Annotated in this window: 21 protein-coding genes; 12 read left to right on the top strand and 9 right to left on the bottom strand. The window is 67.0% G+C overall.

What is annotated here, in order from left to right:
* Positions 1-79 precede the first annotated feature (79 nt).
* On the bottom strand, positions 80-778 hold the full coding sequence (flgA, locus tag AT700_RS08040; RefSeq protein ID WP_003098745.1) for a flagellar basal body P-ring formation chaperone FlgA: 699 nt from the start codon (positions 776-778) through the stop codon (positions 80-82).
* 131 nt (positions 779-909) lie between these two features.
* Between flgA and AT700_RS08045 the strand changes: the two genes are divergently transcribed.
* The 10 genes from AT700_RS08045 (at position 910) to AT700_RS08090 (ending at position 13,023) form a co-directional block, all read left to right on the top strand.
* The gene (locus tag AT700_RS08045; RefSeq protein WP_003098747.1) at positions 910-1,842 is read left to right on the top strand and encodes a chemotaxis protein CheV; all 933 of its coding nucleotides are present in this window, start codon (positions 910-912) and stop codon (positions 1,840-1,842) included.
* A 76-nt stretch (positions 1,843-1,918) separates the two neighbouring features.
* Positions 1,919-2,743 (top strand): protein-glutamate O-methyltransferase CheR, encoded by an 825-nt coding sequence (cheR, locus tag AT700_RS08050; protein WP_003091728.1) that lies wholly within the window; start codon positions 1,919-1,921, stop codon positions 2,741-2,743.
* Positions 2,744-3,057: 314 nt separating this feature from the next.
* A complete protein-coding gene (hsbA, locus tag AT700_RS08055) occupies positions 3,058-3,363 on the top strand; it encodes an anti-anti sigma factor HsbA (RefSeq protein ID WP_003091727.1) in 306 nt (101 codons plus the stop codon).
* A gap of 1 nt (position 3,364) precedes the next feature.
* Positions 3,365-5,080: a two-component system response regulator HsbR gene (gene hsbR, locus AT700_RS08060; protein WP_003098751.1), complete on the top strand. Its 1,716-nt coding sequence runs from the start codon at positions 3,365-3,367 to the stop codon at positions 5,078-5,080.
* A gap of 65 nt (positions 5,081-5,145) precedes the next feature.
* Positions 5,146-5,496 (top strand): two-component system sensor histidine kinase HtpB, encoded by a 351-nt coding sequence (htpB, locus tag AT700_RS08065; protein WP_003091725.1) that lies wholly within the window; start codon positions 5,146-5,148, stop codon positions 5,494-5,496.
* A gap of 83 nt (positions 5,497-5,579) precedes the next feature.
* Entirely contained in the window at positions 5,580-7,718 is a 2,139-nt protein-coding gene (gene recQ / locus AT700_RS08070) for a DNA helicase RecQ (protein ID WP_048520868.1), read from the top strand.
* Positions 7,719-7,806: 88 nt separating this feature from the next.
* Positions 7,807-8,976, top strand: a complete 1,170-nt coding sequence (locus AT700_RS08075; protein WP_003119637.1) for a diguanylate cyclase — start codon at positions 7,807-7,809, stop codon at positions 8,974-8,976.
* 150 nt (positions 8,977-9,126) lie between these two features.
* Entirely contained in the window at positions 9,127-10,143 is a 1,017-nt protein-coding gene (locus AT700_RS08080; RefSeq protein WP_003098754.1) for a DUF2804 domain-containing protein, read from the top strand.
* Positions 10,144-10,260: 117 nt separating this feature from the next.
* Positions 10,261-10,695 (top strand): MarR family transcriptional regulator, encoded by a 435-nt coding sequence (locus AT700_RS08085; protein WP_003091721.1) that lies wholly within the window; start codon positions 10,261-10,263, stop codon positions 10,693-10,695.
* Between the two features lie 276 nt (positions 10,696-10,971).
* Positions 10,972-13,023, top strand: coding sequence for a FimV/HubP family polar landmark protein (locus AT700_RS08090; RefSeq protein WP_034016938.1), 2,052 nt, complete (start codon positions 10,972-10,974; stop codon positions 13,021-13,023).
* A gap of 7 nt (positions 13,024-13,030) precedes the next feature.
* Here the strand turns inward: AT700_RS08090 and plpD are convergent, their stop codons facing one another.
* Entirely contained in the window at positions 13,031-15,217 is a 2,187-nt protein-coding gene (gene plpD, locus AT700_RS08095; protein ID WP_003113139.1) for a patatin-like phospholipase PlpD, read from the bottom strand.
* Between the two features lie 68 nt (positions 15,218-15,285).
* On the opposite strand from plpD, the gene AT700_RS08100 reads away from it, so the two are divergent.
* Positions 15,286-15,576: a SelT/SelW/SelH family protein gene (locus AT700_RS08100; RefSeq protein WP_003091717.1), complete on the top strand. Its 291-nt coding sequence runs from the start codon at positions 15,286-15,288 to the stop codon at positions 15,574-15,576.
* Between the two features lie 95 nt (positions 15,577-15,671).
* Positions 15,672-16,664: an ADP-glyceromanno-heptose 6-epimerase gene (gene rfaD, locus AT700_RS08105; RefSeq protein ID WP_016263217.1), complete on the top strand. Its 993-nt coding sequence runs from the start codon at positions 15,672-15,674 to the stop codon at positions 16,662-16,664.
* A 10-nt stretch (positions 16,665-16,674) separates the two neighbouring features.
* Here rfaD and AT700_RS08110 read toward each other — a convergent pair whose 3' ends face one another.
* The 7 genes from AT700_RS08110 to AT700_RS08140 form a co-directional block, all read right to left on the bottom strand.
* Positions 16,675-17,841 carry an MFS transporter gene (locus AT700_RS08110; RefSeq protein ID WP_003106206.1) on the bottom strand — a complete coding sequence of 389 codons (1,167 nt, stop codon included), beginning with the start codon at positions 17,839-17,841 and terminating at the stop codon, positions 16,675-16,677.
* Between the two features lie 91 nt (positions 17,842-17,932).
* A complete protein-coding gene (locus AT700_RS08115; RefSeq protein WP_003119643.1) occupies positions 17,933-18,685 on the bottom strand; it encodes an SAM-dependent methyltransferase in 753 nt (250 codons plus the stop codon).
* 117 nt (positions 18,686-18,802) lie between these two features.
* Positions 18,803-19,042: an acyl carrier protein gene (locus tag AT700_RS08120; RefSeq protein ID WP_003106204.1), complete on the bottom strand. Its 240-nt coding sequence runs from the start codon at positions 19,040-19,042 to the stop codon at positions 18,803-18,805.
* A 13-nt stretch (positions 19,043-19,055) separates the two neighbouring features.
* Positions 19,056-20,048 (bottom strand): beta-ketoacyl-ACP synthase III, encoded by a 993-nt coding sequence (locus tag AT700_RS08125; protein ID WP_003091712.1) that lies wholly within the window; start codon positions 20,046-20,048, stop codon positions 19,056-19,058.
* Positions 20,049-20,051: 3 nt separating this feature from the next.
* Positions 20,052-20,477 (bottom strand): nuclear transport factor 2 family protein, encoded by a 426-nt coding sequence (locus AT700_RS08130; protein ID WP_003091711.1) that lies wholly within the window; start codon positions 20,475-20,477, stop codon positions 20,052-20,054.
* The gene (locus tag AT700_RS08135; RefSeq protein WP_003091710.1) at positions 20,474-21,730 is read right to left on the bottom strand and encodes a cytochrome P450 family protein; all 1,257 of its coding nucleotides are present in this window, start codon (positions 21,728-21,730) and stop codon (positions 20,474-20,476) included. The genes AT700_RS08130 and AT700_RS08135 overlap by 4 nt, the downstream gene beginning before the upstream one ends.
* Entirely contained in the window at positions 21,723-22,637 is a 915-nt protein-coding gene (locus AT700_RS08140) for an SDR family NAD(P)-dependent oxidoreductase (RefSeq protein WP_003106196.1), read from the bottom strand. Before AT700_RS08140 ends, AT700_RS08135 begins: the two co-directional genes overlap by 8 nt.

Genomic DNA, 22,637 nt, shown 5'->3' on the forward strand with positions numbered 1-22,637 from the left:
GACTTATTTTCGTGCGTCGTTTCCCAGTTTAGAGAAACCCGCCGGGGTAGCGCCAGCGCTACCGGCCACGGCTTTCCCTCTACATATTCACCTCGACCGTGCCGGGTTCTATCACGCGGGCCTTGATTATCCGCTGCGAGCGCAGGTTGCGCACGCGGATCTGCTGGCCCGGGGCGCCATCGGACAGCGCCTCGCCGGGCATCTTGACGTTGATGGTGGCGGTGCGTGCGAGGATCACCACCTGGTCGCCCTTGCGCACGGCCTCGGCCTGCTCGAGGAAGACCGGCGCCAGCACCTGGTCGTTGACCACCGGTCGGCGCAGCTTCTGCCCGACGACGCGGGCCGGATCGGTCAGGTAGCCCTGGGTCAGCAGGCCGACGTCGCGCTCGACCAGGGCGATGTCGGCATCCTCCAGCACGTGCGCGCGCTTGAGTGGCTGCACCGCGACCACTACCTGGCGGAACAGTTTCACCTGCGCCGGCATGAAGATGGTCCAGGGCGCACTGCCTTCGCAACTGATGCGCACGGTGACCCTGCCGATCGGTTGTGCCGGACTTTCCTGGCTGAGCGTCAAGTCCCTGTCGCATTCGGCCAGGCGCAAGCGCGGGTCGACGCGATTGACCTGAATCTGGTAGCGCCCGTCGAGTCCGCTATTCTGCAGATATTCTTCTACCTTGAATTCAAGAAACCCCTGGGTGGAGCCGATAAGTACCTCGGGAGCGGTAAAACCCTGGGCCTGGCTGTTGTTAGCCGCGCACAGGTAGCCGAGCCCGAGCAAAACGGGTAAAAACCGTAGAGAAGTATGGCTACATGCCATTATTCGTCGAAAAACTGTCGTTGCCTGTTTCATGCAACGGGTTAAGCAATGGTCGTGCCGGAGTCCGGCACGACCGTCTGAGGGGAGCGCCAATGGCCGGTGTTTTGGATTCAGTCAACCAGCGTACGCAGTTGGTCGGACAGAACCGTCTGGAGCTGCTTCTGTTCCGCCTGGACGGCAACCAGCTCTACGGCATCAACGTGTTCAAGGTGAAAGAGGTGTTGCAGTGCCCGCGCCTGACGGTGATGCCCAAGTCCAGCCCGGTGGTGCGCGGGGTGGCGAACATCCGCGGAGGCACCATTCCGATCCTCGACCTGGCGCTGGCCACCGGCCGCCGCGGGTTGCAGGACCTGACCAACAGCTTCGCGATCATCACCGAGTACAACACCAAGGTGCAGGGCTTCCTGGTGCGCTCGGTGGAGCGCATCGTCAACATGAACTGGGAAGAGATCCATCCGCCACCCAAGGGCGCCGGCCGCGAGCATTACCTGACCGCGGTGACCCGGGTGGACAAGCAGTTGGTGGAAATCATCGACGTGGAAAAAGTGCTCGCGGAGGTCGCACCGACGTCCGAGGAAGTGTCCCACGGAGTGGTGGACGCCGAGACCCAGAGCCGCGCGGTGACCAAGCGGGTGCTGGTGGTGGACGATTCGTCGGTGGCGCGCAAGCAGGTAATCCGTTGCCTGGAGGCGGTCGGCGTGGAAATGACCGCGCTCAACGACGGGCGCCAGGCCCTGGAGTACCTGCAGAACATGCTCTCCGAGGGACGGCGTCCGGAAGACGAGCTGCTGATGCTGATCTCCGACATCGAAATGCCGGAAATGGACGGTTATACCCTGACGGCGGAAATCCGTAGCGATCCCCGCCTGCAGAAACTGCACATTCTCTTGCATACTTCGTTGTCCGGGGTCTTCAACCAGGCGATGGTGAAGAAGGTCGGTGCGGACGACTTCCTCGCCAAGTTCCGTCCGGACGATCTGGCGGCGCGGGTGGTGGAGCGGATCAAGGCGGTGGACGCGGGCTGAGCGATCGGCCCTCGACAACAATGTGAATACGGGCGACCGGCTGCGTTCCGGTCGCCCAGGGCGAAGAGGCTTATGCGTGTCGGCAGCTAATGCGGATTTCGAGTTGTTCAGGGTCTTCCTCGAGAAGACCTGCGGCATTGTGCTGGGCAGCAACAAGCAGTACCTGGTCTCAAGCCGGCTGAACAAGCTGATGGAGCAGCAGGGCATCAAGAGCCTGGGAGAGCTGGTGCAGCGCATCCAGACCCAGCGCGGCGGCCTGCGCGAGATGGTGGTGGACGCGATGACCACCAACGAGACCCTGTGGTTTCGCGATACCTACCCGTTCGAGGTGCTCAAGCAGCGGGTTCTTCCCGAACTGATCAAGGCCAACGGCGGGCAGCGCCTGCGGATCTGGTCGGCGGCCTGTTCGTCAGGCCAGGAGCCGTACTCGCTGTCGATGGCCATCGACGAGTTCGAGAAGACCAACCTGGGGCAGTTGAAGGCGGGCGTGCAGATCGTCGCCACCGACCTGTCGGGGTCGATGCTCACCGCCGCCAAGGCCGGCGAATACGACACCCTGGCGATGGGCCGCGGTCTGTCCCCGGAGCGTCTGCAACGCTATTTCGACGCCAAGGGACCGGGGCGCTGGGCGGTCAAGCCGGCGATCCGCAGCCGCGTCGAGTTCCGTGCCCTGAACCTGCTGGACAGCTACGCCAGCCTCGGCAAGTTCGACATGGTGTTCTGCCGCAACGTGCTGATCTATTTCTCCGCCGAGGTGAAGCGCGACATCCTGCTGCGCATCCATGGCACGCTCAAGCCTGGCGGCTACCTGTTCCTCGGCGCCTCCGAGGCGTTGAACAACCTGCCCGACCACTACCAGATGGTGCAGTGCAGCCCGGGCATCATCTACCGGGCCAAGTAGCGCAAGGAAGCGGACCCGCGCCAGGTTGCGCCGGGGGTGACCTGGCAGCCTGGCGCGGGTCCGCTTGGGACGGGCAGGTGGGACGAGACTTTCGCCCACTGCCCAGGCTCCGAGCGCCACGCGCGGCGGCGCCGTCGCAGCCCGCTCGGCACAGGACGGCTGGCTCGGAGCGGGGCAGTTTAGGACTGCGCGATCTAGTTGTATTGACAGATATTTCTGATAGTCAGGTGATCTGGCAAGTTGCCGCTTTGCCGGGGAACTGCTTACATGATTCAAGCCTTCCCTCGATCCGCCACGCCTACCAGGAGACTTCCATGGCCATCACTGCGCTGCCCTCGGCCGATGGGCAAGAGTTGACCATCCAGATCCAGGGGCGCTTCGACTTCGGGGCCCATCAGGATTTCCGCGATGCCTACGAGCGGGTCGCGATCACTCCGCGACGCTATGTCGTCGACCTGCGCAACGCCACCTACCTGGACAGCTCGGCCCTCGGCATGCTCCTGCTGCTGCGCGACCACGCCGGCGGCGAGAACGCGCAGATAAGCCTGGCGAACTGTAGCCCGGAAGTGCGCAAGATCCTCGCCATCTCCAACTTCGAGCAGTTGTTCAAGATCAGCTGAAATGAATCCCCCGGCGGCGCGGATCGAGAGCCTGACGATTCTCATCGCCGAGGACAACGCGGCCGACCGCCTGCTGCTGTCGACCATCGTGAGCCGCCAGGGGCATCGCGTGCTGACCGCCGGCAACGGCCTGGAGGCGGTGGCGCTGTTCGAGACCGAGCGGCCGCAACTGGTCCTGATGGACGTGATGATGCCGGTGATGGATGGCTTCGAGGCTGCCCGGCGGATCAAGCAGCAGGCCGGCGAGGAGTTGGTGCCGATCATCTTCCTCACCTCCCTCAGCGAAACCGAGGCGCTGGTGCAGAGCCTGGAGGCGGGCGGCGACGACTTCCTCTCCAAGCCGTACAACCGGGTGATCCTCGAAGCCAAGATCAACGCCATGGGACGCCTGCACCTGCTGCAACGAACGGTGCTGGAGCAGCGCGACCTGATCGTCCGGCACAACGAGCACCTGCTCAACGAACAGCGGGTGGCCAAGGCGGTGTTCGACAAGGTGGCCCATTCCGGCTGCCTGAACGCCAGCAACGTGCGCTACCTGCAATCGCCCCTCGCGCTGTTCAACGGCGACCTGCTGCTGGCCGCCTACAAGCCGTCCGGCGGCATGCACGTGCTGCTCGGCGACTTCACCGGCCACGGCCTGCCGGCGGCGATCGGCGCGATGCCGCTGGCCGAGGTGTTCTACGGGATGACCGCCAAGGGCTATCCGATGGCCGACATCCTCCGCGAGATGAACGCCAAGCTGAAGCGCATCCTGCCGGTCGGCGTGTTCTGCTGCGCCACCTTGCTCAACCTGAGCTTCCAGCGCGAACTGGTGGAGGTCTGGAACGGCGGCTTGCCGGACGGCTACCTGCTGCGCGCCGCCAGCGGCGAGCGGGTCGCCCTGGTGTCCCGCCACCTGCCGCTGGGAATCCTCGAACCGGCGGCGTTCAGCGACCGTTGCGAAACCTATCCGCTGGATATCGAAGATCGGATATTCCTGTTTTCCGACGGGGTCCTCGAGGCCAGCAACAAGGCTGGCGAGATGTTCGGCGAGGCGCGGCTGCTCCAGCTGTTCGAGCGCAATCGCCAGCCGTCCGCGCTGTTCGACGAGATCCAGCGCAGCCTGGCGCAGTTCCGCGGCGCGGTGCAGGACGACGTGAGCATGCTCGAAGTGCGGCTGCAGCCGGATAGCGGCCTGCAATGCCCGCCGCTGGCGTTTTCCGATAGCGGCGTGAGCAGTCCGCTGGACTGGTCGGTGAGCTTCGAATTCCGCGCCGAAACCCTCAAGCATTTCAACCCGCTGCCCCATGTGCTGCAACTGCTGCTCGAGGTCCACGACCTGCGCGCGCGCGGCGGCGCGCTGTATACGGTACTCGCCGAACTCTATTCGAACGCCCTGGAACATGGCGTCATCGGCCTCGATTCGACGATGAAGAGCGACGCGGCGGGATTCGCCCGCTATTACCAGGAGCGGGTCAGCCGCCTGCAGGCCTTGCGCGACGGCTACGTGCGACTGCACCTGGACCTGGCGCCGCATGGCGCGGGGGGGCGTCTGCTGGTGCGGGTCGAGGACAGCGGCGAAGGTTTCGACGTGGAGCGCGCGCTGAATGCTGTGGAGCGCCAGGAACGCCTCTGCGGCAGGGGTTTGCGCCTGATCCGCGAATTGTCCGATCGTTGCCAGTGGTCGGCCGACGGAAAGGTGGTGTCCGTGGAGTTTTTCTGGTCGCCTCAGGCATAATCGCGCTTTCGTCGCGGTGCTCCTAATGGGTAGGGCATCGGAAGTCGACTTCAGGGAGCGATCGAATGTCCGCGCCGCATCTCGATGATCGTGTTCTGGCTTCGCTGCAGGAGGTCATGGAGGACGAATATCCGGTCCTGCTGGATACCTTCGTGCTCGACTCCGAGGAGCGCCTGCGCAGCCTGCATGCCGCCCTTCAGGCCGGCGATGCCCAGGCTTTGCGGCATACCGCACACAGCTTCAAGGGAGGCAGCAGCAACATGGGCGCGGTACTCCTCGCCGGCTACTGCAAGGAGCTGGAGGAAAGCGCCAGGCGCGGCGACCTGCAACGGGCGCCGGCGCTGATCGAACAGATGGAGCGCGAATTCGCCATCGTCCGCATCCTTTTCAAACAGGAACGTCAGCGCTATCGCTGAGGTTTTCGTCCTTTCCGGCGACAAGGTACCGGCCCGATCGAGCCTCCCTGGCGTATAATGCGCCGCTCGATTTGGAGTCCTTCATGCGCGAGCAAGCCCTACGCATCCTCAAAGACGTTTTCGGTTACGACGCCTTCCGTGGCAACCAGGCACGGATCATCGAGCGGGTAGCCGAGGGTGGCGATGCGCTGGTACTGATGCCCACCGGCGGTGGCAAGTCCCTGTGTTTCCAGGTCCCGGCGCTGCTGCGCGAAGGCCTGACGGTGGTGGTGTCGCCGCTGATCGCGCTGATGGAGGACCAGGTCGCCACCCTGGACGAACTCGGCGTGCCGGCGGTGGCGCTGAACTCCACCCTCAACCCCGAGCAGCAGCGGGACATCGCCGAGCGCCTGCAGCGTGGCGAGATCAAGCTGCTCTACCTGGCACCGGAGCGGTTGGTCCAGCCGCGCATGCTGGCCTTCCTGCAACGACTGCCGGTCGGCCTGTTCGCCATCGACGAAGCGCACTGCGTGTCGCAATGGGGCCATGACTTCCGTCCCGAATACCTGCAGCTCGGCCAGCTTGCCGAGCTGTTCCCGCAGGTGCCGCGGATCGCCCTGACCGCCACCGCGGACATGCGTACCCGCGAGGAGATGATCCAGCGCCTGCACCTGCAGAACGCCGAGCAGTTCCTCTCCAGCTTCGACCGGCCGAACATCTTCTACCGCATCGTGCCCAAGGAGCAGCCGCGCAAGCAGTTGCTCGGCTTCCTCTCCGAGCGGCGCGGCGATGCCGGCATCGTCTACTGCCTGTCGCGGAAGAAGGTCGAGGAGGTCGCGGAGTTCCTCGGCAACCAGGGCTTCCCCGCGCTGCCGTATCACGCCGGACTGTCCAACGAACTGCGTGCCCACCACCAGAAGCGCTTCCTCAACGAGGAAGGCTTGATCATGGTGGCGACCATCGCCTTCGGCATGGGCATCGACAAGCCCAACGTGCGTTTCGTCGCCCACCTCGACCTGCCCAAGAGCCTCGAGGCCTATTACCAGGAAACCGGCCGCGCCGGCCGCGATGGCCTGCCGGCCGACGTCTGGATGGCCTACGGCCTGCAGGACGTCCTGCTGCTGCGGCAGATGATGCAGAGTTCCGAGGGCGACGAGCGGCACAAGCGCGTCGAGCGGCACAAGCTGGAAGCCATGCTGGCGCTCTGTGAGGAAACCCGTTGCCGGCGCCAGGCGCTGCTGGCCTATTTCGACGAGGAGATGCCGCAGCCCTGCGGGCATTGCGACAACTGCGTGGACGGCGTGGAAACCTGGGATGCCACCGAATCCGCGCGCCAGGCGCTGTCGGCGATCTACCGCAGCGGCCAGCGCTACGGCGTCGGCCATCTGGTGGATATCCTGCTCGGCCGCGAGACCGAGAAGATCCGCAGTCTCGGCCACCAGCACCTGGCGGTGTTCGGGATCGGCAAGGGGCGTGGCGAAGACGAATGGCGGACCCTGTTCCGCCAGTTGGTCGCGCGTGGCCTGGCCGACGTCGACCTGGACGGCTTCGGCGGCCTGCGCCTGACCGAGGCCTGTCGTCCGCTGCTGCGGGGCGAGGTGCGGCTGGAGCTGCGCCGCGACCTCAAACCACAGCGCGCCAAGGGCTCCTCCAGCGGCGGCGCCAGCGCCGCCAGCCAATTGGTGCGCAGCGAAGAGCGGGAAATGTGGGAGGCCCTGCGCGCGCTGCGGCGCAAGCTGGCCGAAGAGCATTCGGTGCCGCCCTATGTGATCTTCCCCGACGCGACCCTGCTGGAAATGCTCCGCAGCCAGCCGCGCTCGCTATCCGACATGGCCCAGGTCAGCGGGGTCGGCGCGCGCAAGCTGGAGCGCTACGGCCAGGCCTTCCTCGATGTCCTCACCGACTCGCCGGCGGCGCCCGCCGCGCCGCCGCAGGACCTGCGCCACGAATTGGCCAGCCTGGCCTGTGCGGGGATGACCCCGGCGCAGATAGCCCGCCAGCTCAATTGCAGCGAGAAGAACGTCTACGCGATGCTCGCCGAGGCCATCGCCGGTCAGCAGGTGAGCCTGGAGCAGGCGCTGGATCTGCCCGAGGAACTCCTCGGCGAAATCCAGGACGCCTTCCTCGAGGAAGACGGCGAACTGCCGCCGGTGGCGGCGCTGGAGGAGCGTTTCGGCAAGCGGGTGCCGAGTGGCGTGCTGCACTGCGTGCGCGCCGCCCTGCAGGTGGAACTGGAGTCGTGATATGGCCATTTGCCGGTATTTTCTGACGCCAATCTTGTGACGTCCTTCGCAAGCGTCTACTGTGACGCCAAGCCCTCCAAGAGAAGAGGTGTGCGTGACACAGAAGGACCGGTTGGACGACTCCCGTTCCAACCTCTATGCCGACCAATTGAACCGCGGTTTCCGCGGTCTGCGTTTCCTTCCCGAACTGGAGCGTGACTACCGGCGCTACATGCTGGAGGACAGCTTCGCGCTGAAACGCATCGCCCTCAGCGTCGGCATGCTCGTCTGGCTGGCGTTCATCGGCATCGACCTGCTGATCCTCGCTGGTCCCCCGCTGTGGGGCGTACTGGCGGTGCGCCTTGGCGTGCTGGTCCTGCTACTGGTCTGCGGCTGCCTGATCATGCTGCGCCGGCACATCCAGCTGATGGTGCCGCTGAGCATCGCCTGCGTCCTCGCCCTTGGCGTCGGTGCGGCGGCGGTGGTCGGCCTGGCGCATCGGGCGGATCCCGGCTATCCCTACGAAGGCCTGCTGCTGGTCAGTTTCGCCGCCTATTTCCTCGCCGGCCTGCGGTTGTCGCAGGCATTGAGCTGTGCGTTGGTCGTGCTGCTCGCCTACCTGGGTTTCGAGTGGTGGGCGGGTACCCAGGAGCCGCTGGGCAACAACCTGCTGTTCCTGCTGTTCGGTAACCTGATCGGCGCGGTCGGCTGCTACCTGCTGGAGTTCAAGTCGCGCGAGCATTTCCTCATCAGCCGCCTGTTGCGGGTGATGGCCGACCACGACAGCCTGACCGGCCTGCACAACCGGCGCAGCTTCAACCAGCACCTCGACCGCCTCTGGCGCCAGGCCCAGCGCGAACAGAAGACCCTGGCGCTGCTGCTTTGCGACGTCGACCATTTCAAGGCCTATAACGACCGCTACGGACACCAGGCTGGCGATGCGGTCCTGCAGCGCATCGGCGCGGTGTTCGAGGCGAATGCCAGGCGTCCGCTGGACATGGCGGTGCGCCTGGGCGGCGAAGAGTTCGCCCTGTTGCTGTACGGCGCCAACGAGCACGAGGCGAGGCTGCGCGCGGAAGCGCTGCGCGCACAGGTCCAGGCGCTGCGCATGGAGCACGAGGCGTCGGACACGGCGCGCGAAGTGACCCTGTCGGTCGGCGTGTCCTGCCTGTGGCCGACCCCGGGCAACGACCTGAAGCGTCTCTACGATCTCTACGAGCATGCCGATCGCGCGCTTTACGAAGCCAAGGCGTTCGGCCGTAACCAGGTGGTGGCCTGAGTCCATGGCCGATTTTGTCCCTGTGGCTGGCGCCGCCGGTGACTGCGTGACGAGGCGGCGAATGCTAGGTTCGACAGGAAAAAATGCCAGGCACGGCCGCTCTTCGCAGAGCTGCCGGCCCCACCGCGAGACGACTTCCGGACGGACCCCATGCAGCGCTTGATCCAGGCCAACGGCCAACCGCACTACGGCATCTTCCCGAGTGCCCCGCAGCACATCAATTACCGCGATTTCGACTTCCGTTCGCCGATGGGCCGGCGCGTGGGGGCCCTGGGAAAATGGCGACGCTTCCATCAGTTCCAGTACTTCGGCCTGATCAGCCCGGAGCTGATCGGCGGCTGCGCCCTGGCCCAGCTGAGCTTGCTTGGCGTCGGCTTCGTCTACCTCTACCAGCCTTCCAGCGGACGCATGCTGGAGCGGCGCTTCAAGCTGCCGCTGGGGTTCGGAACCCGGTTTTCCCAGACCCCGGACGACGGCGTCTGCGAACTGCGCCAGGGGCGCAACCTGCTACGCCTGGAGAACCGTATGGCTCACCGGGAGAAACGCCTGCTGGTGGAACTCGACGATGGCACCCGCATCGACGCCTGCTTCAGCGAGGAGGCGCCGAGCTTCCAGCCGATGTGCCTATGTACGCCGACCGCGGTGAACGGCTGGGTCTACGCGCAGAAGGTGGCCGGCGTGCGCTGTCGCGGCGACGTGCGCAGCGCCCTCGGCGACCACGACCTGCAGGCGCTGGACGCCTTCGCCCATCACGACTGGTCGGCGGGCTACATGCGCCCGGAAACCTTCTGGAACTGGGCTTGCCTGTCCGGCGAGGCGGACGGCTTGCGGGTCGGCCTGAACCTGTCGTGCGGAGTCAACGAGACCAGCTTCACCGAGAACTGCTACTGGCTGGACGGCGAACTGCTGAAGGTCGACAGCGTGCGCTTCGACTTCGACCGCGACCAGCCGCTGCGGCCCTGGACCATCCGTTCATACGATGGCCAGGTGGAGCTGCGCTTCGAGGCTCACGGCATGCATCAGGAGCGGCTGAACCTCGGTCTGCTGGCGAGCAACTTCAAGCAGATATTCGGTTGTTTCAGCGGTGTGCTGCGTCCGCGAGGTCGTGCCGAGGTGAGGATCGAGCGGCTCTGGGGCTTCGTCGAGGACCAGTACGCGAAGTGGTAGACAGGGCCTGGCCTGGGCATATCGTGCGACAATTTGTCATTGTACGGGGGGGAATTGGACGGGCATTATTAGCCGACTAATAATTAGTCAAATGAAATATCGGACCTCCTTTTTCCTATGGCTCAGACAGACAAGCACTATTTCGGCACCTTGCTAGCCCAGACTTCCCGTGCTTGGCGCGCTGAACTCGACCGCCGCCTCAGTCACCTCGGCCTGTCCCAGGCGCGCTGGTTGGTGTTGTTGCATCTGGCGCGCCATCGCGATTCGCCCACCCAGCGCGAGTTGGCCCAATCGGTCGGGGTCGAAGGCCCGACCCTGGCGCGGCTGCTCGACGGCCTCGAGTCCCAGGGCCTGGTACGGCGCCTGGCGGTGGCGGAGGACCGGCGGGCCAAGCACATCGTGCTGACTCCCAAGGCCGATGTGCTGATCGCCGATATCGAGGCCATCGCCGCCAGCGTTCGCAACGACGTACTGACCGGCATCGACGAGTCCGAGCAGGCGCTGTGCCAGCAGGTGCTCTTGCGAATCCTGGCGAACCTGGAAAAGCGCTGAGCACTGCGTCACGAAATTCCGCTAGAATCGCCATTTTTATGGCATCACCTCCTGGGCTTTCGTCCGAAAGCCCTCTACAGAGGTTTTCGTCGGTTTTCTGACGAAAAATCTTGACCGTTTCCACGGCATTCCTCTATTCAGTGATGGCAAAAAGCCATGTCTTGCGCCATGTGGTGCGTTCAGCCCTGTACGGGGCGAAATTCGGGCTAACGTGAAATAGATGTAGCAGTCGACCGCTGGCCGGCTGTGTGCTCGAAGTGCGGAGAAAAGAACGGAATGCCCGGTAAAGCCTTGCGTGTCATGTTGTGTGCCTGGTCGTGCCTGTTGGCCGGGCAGGCGAGCGCCCTGGGAGTGGGAGACATCACCCTGCATTCGGCGCTCAACCAGCCGCTGGATGCGGATATCGAACTGCTCGACGTCGGCGATCTCGGCGCGGACGAGATCGAGGTCCGCCTGGCGGGCGCCGACGTCTTCGCCGCGGCCGGGGTGGAACGCTTGCAGTTCCTCAACGAGCTGCGTTTCAGTCCGGTGCTCCAGGGGCGCGGTGGCAATCGCATCCATGTGTCCTCGATCCGACCGGTGCAGGAGCCCTACCTGAATTTCCTGGTGGAGGTGGCCCGCCCCAACGGCCGCATCGTCCGCGAATTCACCGTACTGCTCGATCCGCTCGGTTATACGCCGCGCATGCTTCCGGCCGCGCGCAGCGGGATCGAGCCGCAGCGGCAATCCTCGACGCCGGCGCCCGCGCCGCGTAGTGCCGCGGCCGTCGTAGACCCGGCACTGCTGGAGCCGGGCGACGAATACCTGGCTCGCCCCAACGACAACCTCTGGGCCATCAGCGGACGCCTGCGTGGTGCCGGCAACGCCGATCGCGCGCAACTCATGGAGGCTCTGTACCAGCTCAATCCGCAGGCCTTCGTCAATGCCGACCGGCACCGGCTCAAGGCCGGCGCGCGCCTGCGCCTGCCGGCCGGCTACCAGCCGGAGCGAGGCGCGCCCGGCGCCGTGAAGGAGGCGGCCGTGGAAGTCCTGCCGCCAGCCGATGCCGCCGTGGTGGAAAACGCTCCGGCGGCTCTCGTCGAGGCGCAGCGCCAGGCGGATGCCGAGGCCGAGGCGTTGGCCCGGCAACGGGAGGAACTGAGCCAGCGGATGGACGATCTGCAACGCCAGTTGCAGGCCTTGCAGGAACAACTGCAGCAGCGCGATCGCCAGGTCGCCGAACTGCAACAGCAACTGGCCCGGCGCCAGGCGGTGCGGCCCGCGGCGCCGCCGCCCGCCGCGGCCGCGCCTTCGGTTGCGCAACCGGTTGAAACGCCGACGGACTCGCAGTACTGGCGCTGGATGATCGTCCTGCTGCTGGTCCTCGCTCTGCTCGGCGTGTTGCTGTTGCGTCGCCGCCGCGAAGAGGCTCCTGTCCCGGCGGTCGAACCGAAGCGCCGGGTCGCCCTGAACCTGCCGCTGCGGCGTGCGCCGCGCCCCCCGGCGGCCGCACCGGCGCCGGCAAAGGTCGAGGAACAGGCCAGGCCGCCGGTCGCCGCTCCCTCCAGCCCGCCGCCGTCTCCTCCGCCTGCTCCGGCCGCCGCTCCGCGCGCCGCCATGGCTGCGGCGGACAAGCTGGACGGCGCCGACATCTATATCGCCTACGGTCGCTACGGACAGGCCCGCGACCTGCTGCGTCAGGTACTCGCCGAGCAGCCGCAGCGCCTGAGCGCGCGGATGAAGCTGTTGCTGGTGCTGGCTGAGCTGGGCGATGCGGCCGGCTTCGACGCGCTGGCCGAGGAAACCCTGGCCAGTGGCGGCAACCCGGAGGCCATCGACGAGTTGCGCGGACGCTACCCGGCGCTGCTACAGATGCCGGCGACCGAGACGCCGGCGGCAACAACCAAGGACGACGACTGGAGCGACCTGCCGCTGGCCGAGCCGCCCGTTTTGCAGCAACCGGATGCGACCTCGGGCGCCGACGGCTTCGGCGACCTCAACCTCGATCTCGATCTCGACTGGGGCGCCCTGGAGAATCCCCTGGACAACCCCGACCTGCCGCGCCGCGCCGCTGCCGGCAAGGCGGAACCGGCGGAGGAGGAGCCCCTGGCGTTCGAGAGCAATCTCCATGAACTGCCGGATGTCGCCGAGTACGAACACCTCGAACTCGACCAGCCAGAGCCGGCCACGGTGCCGCCGGAGGAGGCTTCGGCCAGCCTGGACCGGGCCCGCGCCTGCATCGACAGCGGCGATCTCGACCAGGCCAGCCGCATCCTGCGCCTGGTGGTGGCGCACGGCGACCCGTGGCAGAAGGCCGAGGCGCGCGAGTTGCTGGCGCTGATCGCCTGAACTCCGCTCAGAAGTTCTGCCCGAGGTTCAGGTAGAACGCCTTGAAGTTCTCGTCGTTGATCCCGTAGCTGAAGGTCAGCGGCCCCAGCGGCGTATCGAAGCCGATCATCAGGCTGGCGGCGTTGATGTAGCCGCTGTCGTATTCGTTGTCGTTGTTCCAGATGCGTCCGCGCTCGATGCTGCCGCCCAGGTACAGCGGGAAGTCCAGCGGCAGGAAGGAACGTTCGGTGAGGCGCCGGTAATAGACGATCCGTCCCAGGCTGTAGTTCTGCCCGGACAGCGCGTCGCGGCGGAAGCCCGACAGCTCGCGGGCGCCGCCGAGGGTGAAGCTGGAGGTGACCACCTCGGCGTCGTCCAGGGTGCGCCCGTAGCCGCCGCCGAACACCCAGGTGTCGGCGCCGAAGCTGAGCGCCTTGTTCAGCCGCAGGTCCCACTGCCGGTAGCTGTCGTCCGAGCCGAGGGACTTGTCGTAGCGGCGCATGGTCAGGCCGATCTCCTCGCCCTCGTGGGGGAAATTGACGTCGTCGACGGTATCGAACGAGTACTTCAGTTCGTAGTAGCCCTCGGTGAAGTCGATGTCCGGCAGGCTCGGGTCGCCGATGCGCACGTCGGCCTTGCCGTAGGCCTGCACCGCGCCCAGGCGGATTTCGCCGTTGTTGGCGATCTGCCGGCCGACGTTGAGGCCGTAGCCGTAGCGCTCCAGGCGATAGCGCAGCAGCGGGTCGTTGTCCTCGGTGACGTCGACGTTCTGTGCCTCGTGGAACAGGAAGGGCGCGACGAAGTAGCGCGAGCCGACGTCGAGCGGCTGGTAGAACTCGCTGTAGAGTTCCTGGCGGTCGCCGAGCTGGACCCGGGTCAGCCACTCGGCGCCGAGCCGGTTGAGGCCGTTCATGCGGTAGCTGCCGCCGAGGTTGAAGGTGCTTTCGCCGCGCATGTCGTCGGACAGGTTGAGGCCCAGGCGAAGGAAGTCGGTGCCGCCTTTCTTGCCGGTGGCGTGGATCACCAGGGTGTTGAGCTTCTTCTCCTTGACCACCCGGTACTGCACCTGGTCGAAGTAGTCGAGGCCGTAGAGGGTGCTCATGTCGTCCTGCAGGCGGCCGAGGTCGAGGCGCGTGCCGAGCGGCTGGCGGATGTAGTGGCGGATCACCTCGTCGCTGACCTTCGAGTTGTTCTCCACGCGGATCGCGTCGATCACCGGCTTGCGCTGGTTCGGCGTGCGCGCCACGTCGAGCGCTTCGCTGTTGAGGTCCTTCGGCTTGCGCAACTCGGCGAGGCGCGCGGCGAGCACCGTGGTGGCGCGGTAGCCGGCGTCGATCAGTTGCGGCACGCGGCCGAAGTCGGTGGTGCCGTAGCCGGACAGCGGCGGCTGGATCAGCACGTCGCCGGGCTTGAGCGTGGCCAGCTGGGCTTCGGAGTTCTTCCGGGTCATCAGGGTGATCGACTGGTTCATCACGTCGAGCACGGTGCTCAGGTCCTTGCGGTCGCGCAGCGGGTTGCCGATGTCGACCACGATCACCACGTCCACGCCCATGTCGCGCGCCACGTCCACCGGGATGTTGTCGACCATGCCACCATCCACCAGCAGCCTGCCGTCGATCTCCACCGGGGCGAACACGGCGGGGATCGACATGCTGGCGCGGATCGCCTGGGGCAGGTGGCCCTTGCGGAACACCACTTTCTCGCCGGTTGCGATATCGGTGGAGACGGCGCGGAAGGGGATCGCCAGCTTGTCGAAGTCGCGGTTGTCGCTGGTGTGCACCAGCAGGCTTTCCAGCACCATCGCCAGGTTCTGGCCCTGGATCACCCCCAGCGGCAGGCCGAGGGTGCCGTCGTCGCGGAAGCTGATCTTCTGCTTGACCAGGAAGTCGCGGTCGTCCTGCTTGCGCCGGAACGGCACGTCCTTGCGCGGCGGCGCGTCGGACAGCGCCTGCTGCCAGTCCATCTCCAGGGCGATGCGCTCCAGTTCGGCGGGGGTGTAGCCGGAGGCGTACAGGCCGCCGACCACCGCGCCCATGCTGGTGCCGGCGATGGCGTCGATCTGGATGCCCTGTTCGTCGAGGGCCTTGAGCACGCCGATATGGGCCAGGCCGCGGGCGGCACCGCCGGAGAGGACCAGACCGATCTTCGGCCGGGCCTCCGCGGCGAGGGCGGACAGGGGAAGCAGGAGCAGCAGTACGAGCAGCAGGCGGCGCATGAGAACGATCCGGAGCCGGGTGAAAAGGCGGCTATTATAGGCGCGACCGTTTCCCCTGAGCCGCCGACATGCCCACCGCCAAGCCCGAAATCGTCATCACCTATTGCACCCAGTGCCAGTGGCTGCTGCGTGCCGCCTGGCTGGCCCAGGAACTGCTCAGCACCTTCGCCGACGATCTCGGAAAAGTCTGCCTGGAGCCCGGAACCGGTGGCGTCTTCCGCATCACCTGCGACGGCGTGCAGGTCTGGGAGCGCAAGGCCGACGGCGGCTTCCCCGAGGCCAAGGCGCTCAAGCAGCGGGTTCGTGACCGCATCGACCCGCAACGCGACCTCGGTCACAACGATCGTCCTTCCCGCTGAACCGCTGCCGTCCGCCCATGGCTTGTTGCAGGTCAACGGGCGGCACGGCGCATAGGCATAGCCTGGGGGCATTCATCCTGTCGAAGGGAGTGCCCATGAGCATCATCGTCACCGGCGCCGCCGGCTTCATCGGCAGCAATCTGCTGCAGGCGCTGAACCGGCGCGGCGAGACCGACATCATCGCGGTGGACGATCTCACCGACGGCGAGCAGTTCCGCAACCTGGCGGACGCCGATATCGCCGACTACCTGGACCAGAACGACTTCCTCGAGCGTTACGCCCGCGGCGACTTCGGCACGGTCCGCGCGCTGTTCCACCAGGGCGCCTGCGCCAGCACCCTGGAAAGCAATGGCCGCTACATGATGGAGAACAACTACCGCTACAGTTGCCGCCTGCTGGAAAGCAGCCTGGAACTCGGCGTGCCGTTCCTCTACGCCTCGTCGGCGGCGGTCTACGGCGCCGGCCGGACCTTCCGCGAGGCGCGCCAGTACGAGCGGCCGCTGAACGTCTACGGCTATTCCAAGTTCCTCTTCGACCAGCGTGTGCGGCGGGCGCTGCCGCAGGCGCGCAGCCAGGTGATCGGCCTGCGTTACTTCAACGTCTACGGGCCGCGCGAGGAACACAAGGGGCGGATGGCCTCGGTGGCCTACCACTGCTACCAGCAATTGCGCCGCGACGGGCGGGTCGAACTGTTCGGCGAACACGGCGGCTTCCCGCCCGGCGGCCACCTGCGCGACTTCGTCGCGGTGGAGGACGTGGCGCGGGTAAACCTGCATTTCTTCGACCATCCGCAGCGTTCGGGAATCTTCAACCTCGGCAGCGGCCAGGCACGGACCTTCAACGAGGTCGCCCTGGCGGTGATCAATAGCGTCCGCGCCAACGCCGACCAGCCGCCCCTGTCGCTGCAACAGGCCGTGGAAAGCGGCCTGCTCGGCTACCGCGAGTTCCCCGAGTCGCTGCGGGCGCGCTACCAGAGCCATACCTGCGCCGACCTGGAGCTGCTGCGCGAGGCGGGCTACCGCGACGATTTCCAGAGCCTGGAAGAGGGCGTCGCCGGCTACTGCCGCTGGCTGGCGCGCAGCGCCTGAGGGATCCTGCTCAGCGGCCCAGTGCCCCGCCTACCGGGGCGCGGGCGAAGCGCAGCTCCGGCAGCAGGGTCAGCAGCGCCAGTACTCCGAGGGCCGCGCCGACCCAGAGCGCGCCCTGCAGGCCGAATCCGCCGGCGATGCCCAGGCCGCCGATCCAGGAACCGGCCATCACGCCGAGCATGATGCAGGCGGTGTGCACCGAGTTGACCAGCATGTTGTTATGGCCGACCCGTGCGCCGCGGGTCACCAGCGCCGGGTTCATCGACACCCCGGTCAGGCCGATCACCACCAGCGCCGCCACCGCCACCGCCGGAACCTGTCCGAACAGGGCGAAGGCCACCATCGCGGCGATGGCCGCCAGCAGGCCGAAGGCCAGGACCGCGATGGTATGGCGGTCGGCCAGGCGGCCGACGATGTTGTTGCCCACCAGCGTCGCCAGGCCGTAGACCACCAGCAGCAGCGGTACGGTCGAGGCGGAGAAGCCGCTGACCTCGGTGAGGATCGGCACGAAATAGGTGAAGCCGGCGAAGGTGGCGCCGATCAGCAGCAGGCTGGTGGCGTAGACCCACCATAGATGGGCGTTCCTGAACACCTTCAGTTCCTCGCGCAGCGAGCCGCTGCCCGCCGACCCCGGGATCGCCGGCATCAGCTGCAACACCAGCAGGCCGACCAGCACCGCCACCAGCGCCACCGCGAAGAAGCTCGCGCGCCAGCCGTACCATTCGCCCAGCCAGGTGGCGACGGGCAGGCCGAGCACGGTGCCGACCATCAGGCCACCGAGCACCAGCGACGACGCGCGGCCGAACTGGTTGCCTTCGACCAGTTCGGCGCAGGCGGTCAGCGCCACGCCGAAGAAGGCCGCGGCGGCGACCGCGGTGACCAGTCGCGCCGCGACCATCACCGCATAGCCCGGCGCCAGGGCGCCGATGACCTGGCCGACCACGAACAGCGCGATCAGGCCGAGCAGGGCGTTCTTGCGCGGCACCCGGAGCAGGGCGGTGGTCAACAGCGGGCCGCCGACGGCCATCGCACCGGCGTAGAAGGTGACCAGGTAGCCGATCGCGGCGAAGGACACGCCGAATTCGGCGGCCAGCGCCGGCATCAGCCCGGCGACCATGTATTCGCTGGTGGTCAGGGCGAAGATCGCGGCACCGAGCACGTAGACAATCAAAGGCATGTTTCCAGCTCCCGAGCGGTTCAGACGACGATGAAGCGAGCCACGGCGACCTGCCCGTGCCGTGGCCGCGCGATGAATGCACGACGGCGACTCATGCCGCCGACGAACCGAAGCCCTGGTCGGCCCCTTCGGGCAGCACCGTCACGCAGTGGGCGAACAGGTTCGAAGCGCTGCGCACCACGGTCAGCCCGCACTCGGCGAGCAGGGCGTGGAGGCAGGCGCGTGAATACGAGCGCGAGTAGAAGCCGTCGCTGCCGGTGAACACGGTGCCGTCGTCCCGCGTGTGCAACTCCAGGCCCTGCACCCCGCAACGGCGGTAGTAGCTCTGGCGGACGCGGGTGGCCTCGGCGCTGTCGCCGAACACCGAGACCACCGCCGCCACGCTGCGCTCGGCGAGGGAGTCGAGCAGCCGTTTCGGCTCGCGGAAGTTGCCCAGCAGGTTGAACGGCAGCAGGTACAGCGCGCGCGAGCCGACCGAGGCACCGCGCCTGGTGTGGTTGAGGATGTCGTCGACCACCGTGTCCGCGCGATCGCTCATGCCCTCGCGCTCGATCCGCGTGCGCAGCGTCTCGATCGCCCGCTGGTCGAGGTCGACGCCGAGATAGCGGGCATTGAGCAGGCGCGCGATTTCCAGCGCCCGGCCGTCGTAGCAGCCTAGCTCGACCAGTGCGTCGCAGCGCAGGTAGGCCATCGCCTCGAAGGTCATCAGGCTTTCCATTTGCAACAACGGCAGCACGTCGTCCGGAAAGTTGGCCAGGGTCATTATCGTCCTCGGTCCGAACTCCAGCTCGTAGAAAGCCGACTCCCGATGCGTCCCGATCGTGAGATCCATGTTCTGACTCACCTCTTCCTCCAGCGAATCTCGCTCTGGTGTTGGTTGATCGAAGGCGATGCGCGTTCCCATGTCCCGGCACCGCCTTCGCCTGGCAGAGAAGTGACGGAACGCCGGCGTTCGCTGGCCTCAGGCGGCGCGGTGCTTCTCGACCAGCTGGAACAGTTCGTCCACCGTTTCCAGCAGGTCGAGTTCGTCGTCGACCCCGGTGACGCCGAACTCCTTGCGCAGCTTCAGCGACAGCTCGCTGACCACCAGCGAATCGAAAGCCAGGTCTTCCATCCTGCTGTCCCGGCTGATTTCCTCCTTCGGCACGCCGCTGGCGACGCTGAGCACGGTGAGGAGATGGTCTTCCATGTCGTTGGGCATTGTTCTTCCCTCTTCAGTCCATTGTCGGAACGATCTTCGGCCAGCGCAGGGCGACCGAACCCCAGGTCAGTCCGGCACCGAAACCGGTGAGGACCATGTTGCCGCCGTCGCGCAGGATGCCTTGGCGCAGGCCGTGGGCCAGGGCCAGGGGAATCGAGGCGGCGACGGTATTGCCCACCTCGGCGATGTTGCTCACCACTCGCTCGACGGGAAGGTCGAGCTGGTCGGCGACCGCCGCGAGAATGCGTGTGTTGGCCTGGTGCGGGACCAGGTGATGGAGGTCCGAAGCTTGCCAGCCGACCCGGTCGAGCACCCGCCGCACCGAGTCGCTCATCTGCGTCACCGCCTGGCCGAACACTGCCTTGCCGTCCATCCGGAAGTAGTTGGAGGCCTGTCCGGAACTGCGTTCGGCGCGACTGACGGCGGGGGTCATCAGCAGGTCGAACTGGTGGCCGTCGCTGCCGAGGTCGAAGGCCAGCAGCGCGCCTTCTTCCTCGGCATCGCCGGCACGCAGCACCACCGCTCCGGCGCCGTCGCCGAACAGTGCGCGGGTCGAGCGATCGGCGGGGTCGAGGGTATGGCTGAAAGTGTCCACCCCGACCAGCAGCGCGCTGTCCGCCAGCCCGGCGCTGATCAGCGAGCCGACGCTGGCCAGGCCGTAGACGAAGCCGGTGCAGGCGGCGGACAGGTCGAACGCGAGCGCGCCGACCAACCCCAGGCGCGCCGCGACCCTGGGCGCGGTGGCCGGGCAGCAGAAGTCGCCGGTGCTGGTTGCCAGCACCACCGCATCGACTCGCTCCAGCCCCGCCGAGGCGAGCGCGGCGGAGGCCGCCCGCAGGGCCAGGTCGCCGCTGCCGAGGTCGCCGGCGATATGCCGCTGGCGCACGCCGGTGCGGCTGCTGATCCAGGCGTCGGAAGTGTCCAGCTCGGCGGCGAGCATGTCGTTGCTGAGCACGGCCTCGGGCAGGTAGCTGCCCAGGCCGCAGACCACGGCGGCGCGCGGCATGGCTCAGGCTCCCTGGACGATCTTGGCGGCGGCCTCGACCCCGCCCAGGGCCTCGAGGTGCCGCAGCGGATTCCAGAAGTCGCGGTAGAGCAGGATCTGTCCGTCGCGGGTGCGCAGCACCGAGATGTAGTCCTGCGCCAGCTTGCCGCCGGAAACGGTGGCCACGCCGTCGCCATGGAATTCGCCGATGGCCAGGTCGGGGTCGGCGGTCTCGTAGAACTGCACGTCGGTGAAGCGCACGGTCAGGTGCTCGGGAAACAGGCGCATGTGCGCCCAGATGGTTTCGCGGCCCTCGAAGCGGGTCTTCCAGCCCGGCGGGGCGTAGGGGAATTCGAGTACGCCTTCCGGATGGAACAGGTCGCACCAGCCACGGGCATCGCCGTTTTCCAGGAGGCGCAGGCTGTGGACGAGAATTTCCTTGGCATTCATTGGGCGATCCTCTCGATCGGGTTGGCGTGGGAGGCGGTGTTCGCCGGGGCGCTGCATCCGGTGCGCACCGGCACGCTGATCAGGGCGCGGAGGAAGGTGATCGGCAGCCACTGCAGCTCCGCGTGGGGCACCGCCAACTGGAGGTCGGGGAAGCGCGCGAGCAGGCGCTGGATGGCGATCCGCCCCTCCAGCCGGGCCAGCGAGGCGCCGACGCAGTAGTGCACGCCGAAGCCGTAGCCGAGATGGCCATCGGTGTTGCGGGTGAGGTCGAGGCGGTCGGGATCGTCGAAGCGCTCGGCATCGTGGTTGGCGGTCAGGTTGGAGACCAGGATGTATTCGCCGGCGGGAATGGTGACCCCGTCCAGTTCCACGTCTTCCACGGTGAAGCGCAACATCGAGGCGCGCACCGGACTGTCGTGGCGGACCAGTTCTTCCATGGCGTTGGGCAGGAGTTCCGGCTGCGCCCGCAGCAACGCCAGTTGCTCCGGGTTGACCAGCAGGGTGACCAGCGCGTTGCCGATCATGTTCATGGTGGTCTCGAAGCCGCTCATCATCAGCAGGTGGGCCATGGAGACGAGTTCCGCTTCGCTCAACTGGCCGCTCTCGTCGGCGGCCTGCACCAGCCCGCTGTAGACGTCGTCGGCCGGCTGCCGGCGCTTGGCCTCGAGCAGCACGCGCAGGTAGTCGACCTGCGCATCGGCCAGGGCCTGGGCCTCCTCCGGCGACAGCAGTTCCGCCTGGCGCTCCCAGGACTGGCGGGCGTGTTCGCGCTCGGCCTCGGGAATGCCCAGCAGCTCGAAGATCACCGCGATGGTCAGCGGGATCGCGAAGTCGGCCATCAGGTCGGCCTGTTCGCGGCCGGCCATGGCGTCCAGCAATTCCTCGGTGATCCGTTCTATATGCGGTTGCAGGCGCTCCACCTGGCGCGGGGTGAACGCGCGGCCAACCAGCGAGCGCAGGCGGGTATGGTCCGGCGGGTCGAGGTTGAGCATGTGGTGGCTGAGTCCCTCACCGATCCCCGCGCGCGGGCTGCCGGTACGCTTCGCGTAGAGTTCGGCGGCCTGCCGGGCGTCGCGGCGGACGCCCGGATGGTTGAGGACCTTGCGCGCGTCGCGGTAGCGCGTCACCACCCACACCGGATGCTCGGCGGCGCGATGCGCGGGACGCGGCGCGCCGTCCACCTGCAGGCCGTCGTAGAGCGCGTGCAGTGGCGAGATCAGTTCCTCGCCCAGTCTCAGTTTGCGATCAGGCACGTTGCTCCTCCTTCGCCGCCGGGGCGGCGGTGACGATGGGGCGGAACATCCCGTCGATCACGCTATCGGGCAGCAGCCGCGCCAGCAGGGTACCGCGGCGCACGTCGGCGCCCACCCGGTAGCGGGTCCGCGGCTTGGCCGCGGTGAGCGCGGCATGCACCGCGGCGGCGACATCGGCGGGCTTGGTCGCGCTGTTGCGCGCGCCGTCCTCGTTGGCCTGGAGGAAGCGCAGGTAGGTATCGCGATAGAGGTCGGCGACGGCGTCGGGGGCGTCGGCCAGGGCGCGCTCGCCCTCGCTGGCGATCTTGCCCCAGATCGGCGTCCAGATCGCCCCGGGGCTGACCACCGAGACCTGGATGCCCATGGGTGCCAGCTCGCGGCGCAGGGCGTCGCTCACTCCCTCCTTGGCGAACTGCGCGGCGGAGTAGGCGCCCAGGTAGGGAATGGCGACCGAGCCGAGGCCCGAGGTGACGTTCACCAGGCGCGCCGCGCCGCCACGGCGCAGCAGCGGCAGGATCGCCCGGGTCACCGCGAGCTGGCCGATCAGGTTGACTTCCAGCTGGCGCCGCAGCAGGTCGCTGGAGACGCATTCCAGCGGCGCGGAAATGCAGATCCCGGCGTTGTTCACCAGGCCCCAGAGCCCGGTATCGCCGACTTTCTCCGCCACCTGCGCGGCGGCCCGGCCAATGGATTCCTCGTCGGTGACATCGATCAGCAGCGTGCTGATCCGGCCGGACGGGCAGGCGTTCGCCAGGCGCTCGCCATCCTCCTGGCGGCGCACCCCGGCGATCACCTGGAAACCCTGTTCGGCCAGGTGCAGCGCGGTTTCCCGGCCGAGGCCGCTGGAGGCGCCGGTGATCAGTACGTGGCGGCCCTGGGGCGAGAGAGGTTTGCTGGTGAATAACAT

The organism is Pseudomonas aeruginosa (assembly GCF_001457615.1).
Lineage (GTDB): Bacteria > Pseudomonadota > Gammaproteobacteria > Pseudomonadales > Pseudomonadaceae > Pseudomonas > Pseudomonas aeruginosa.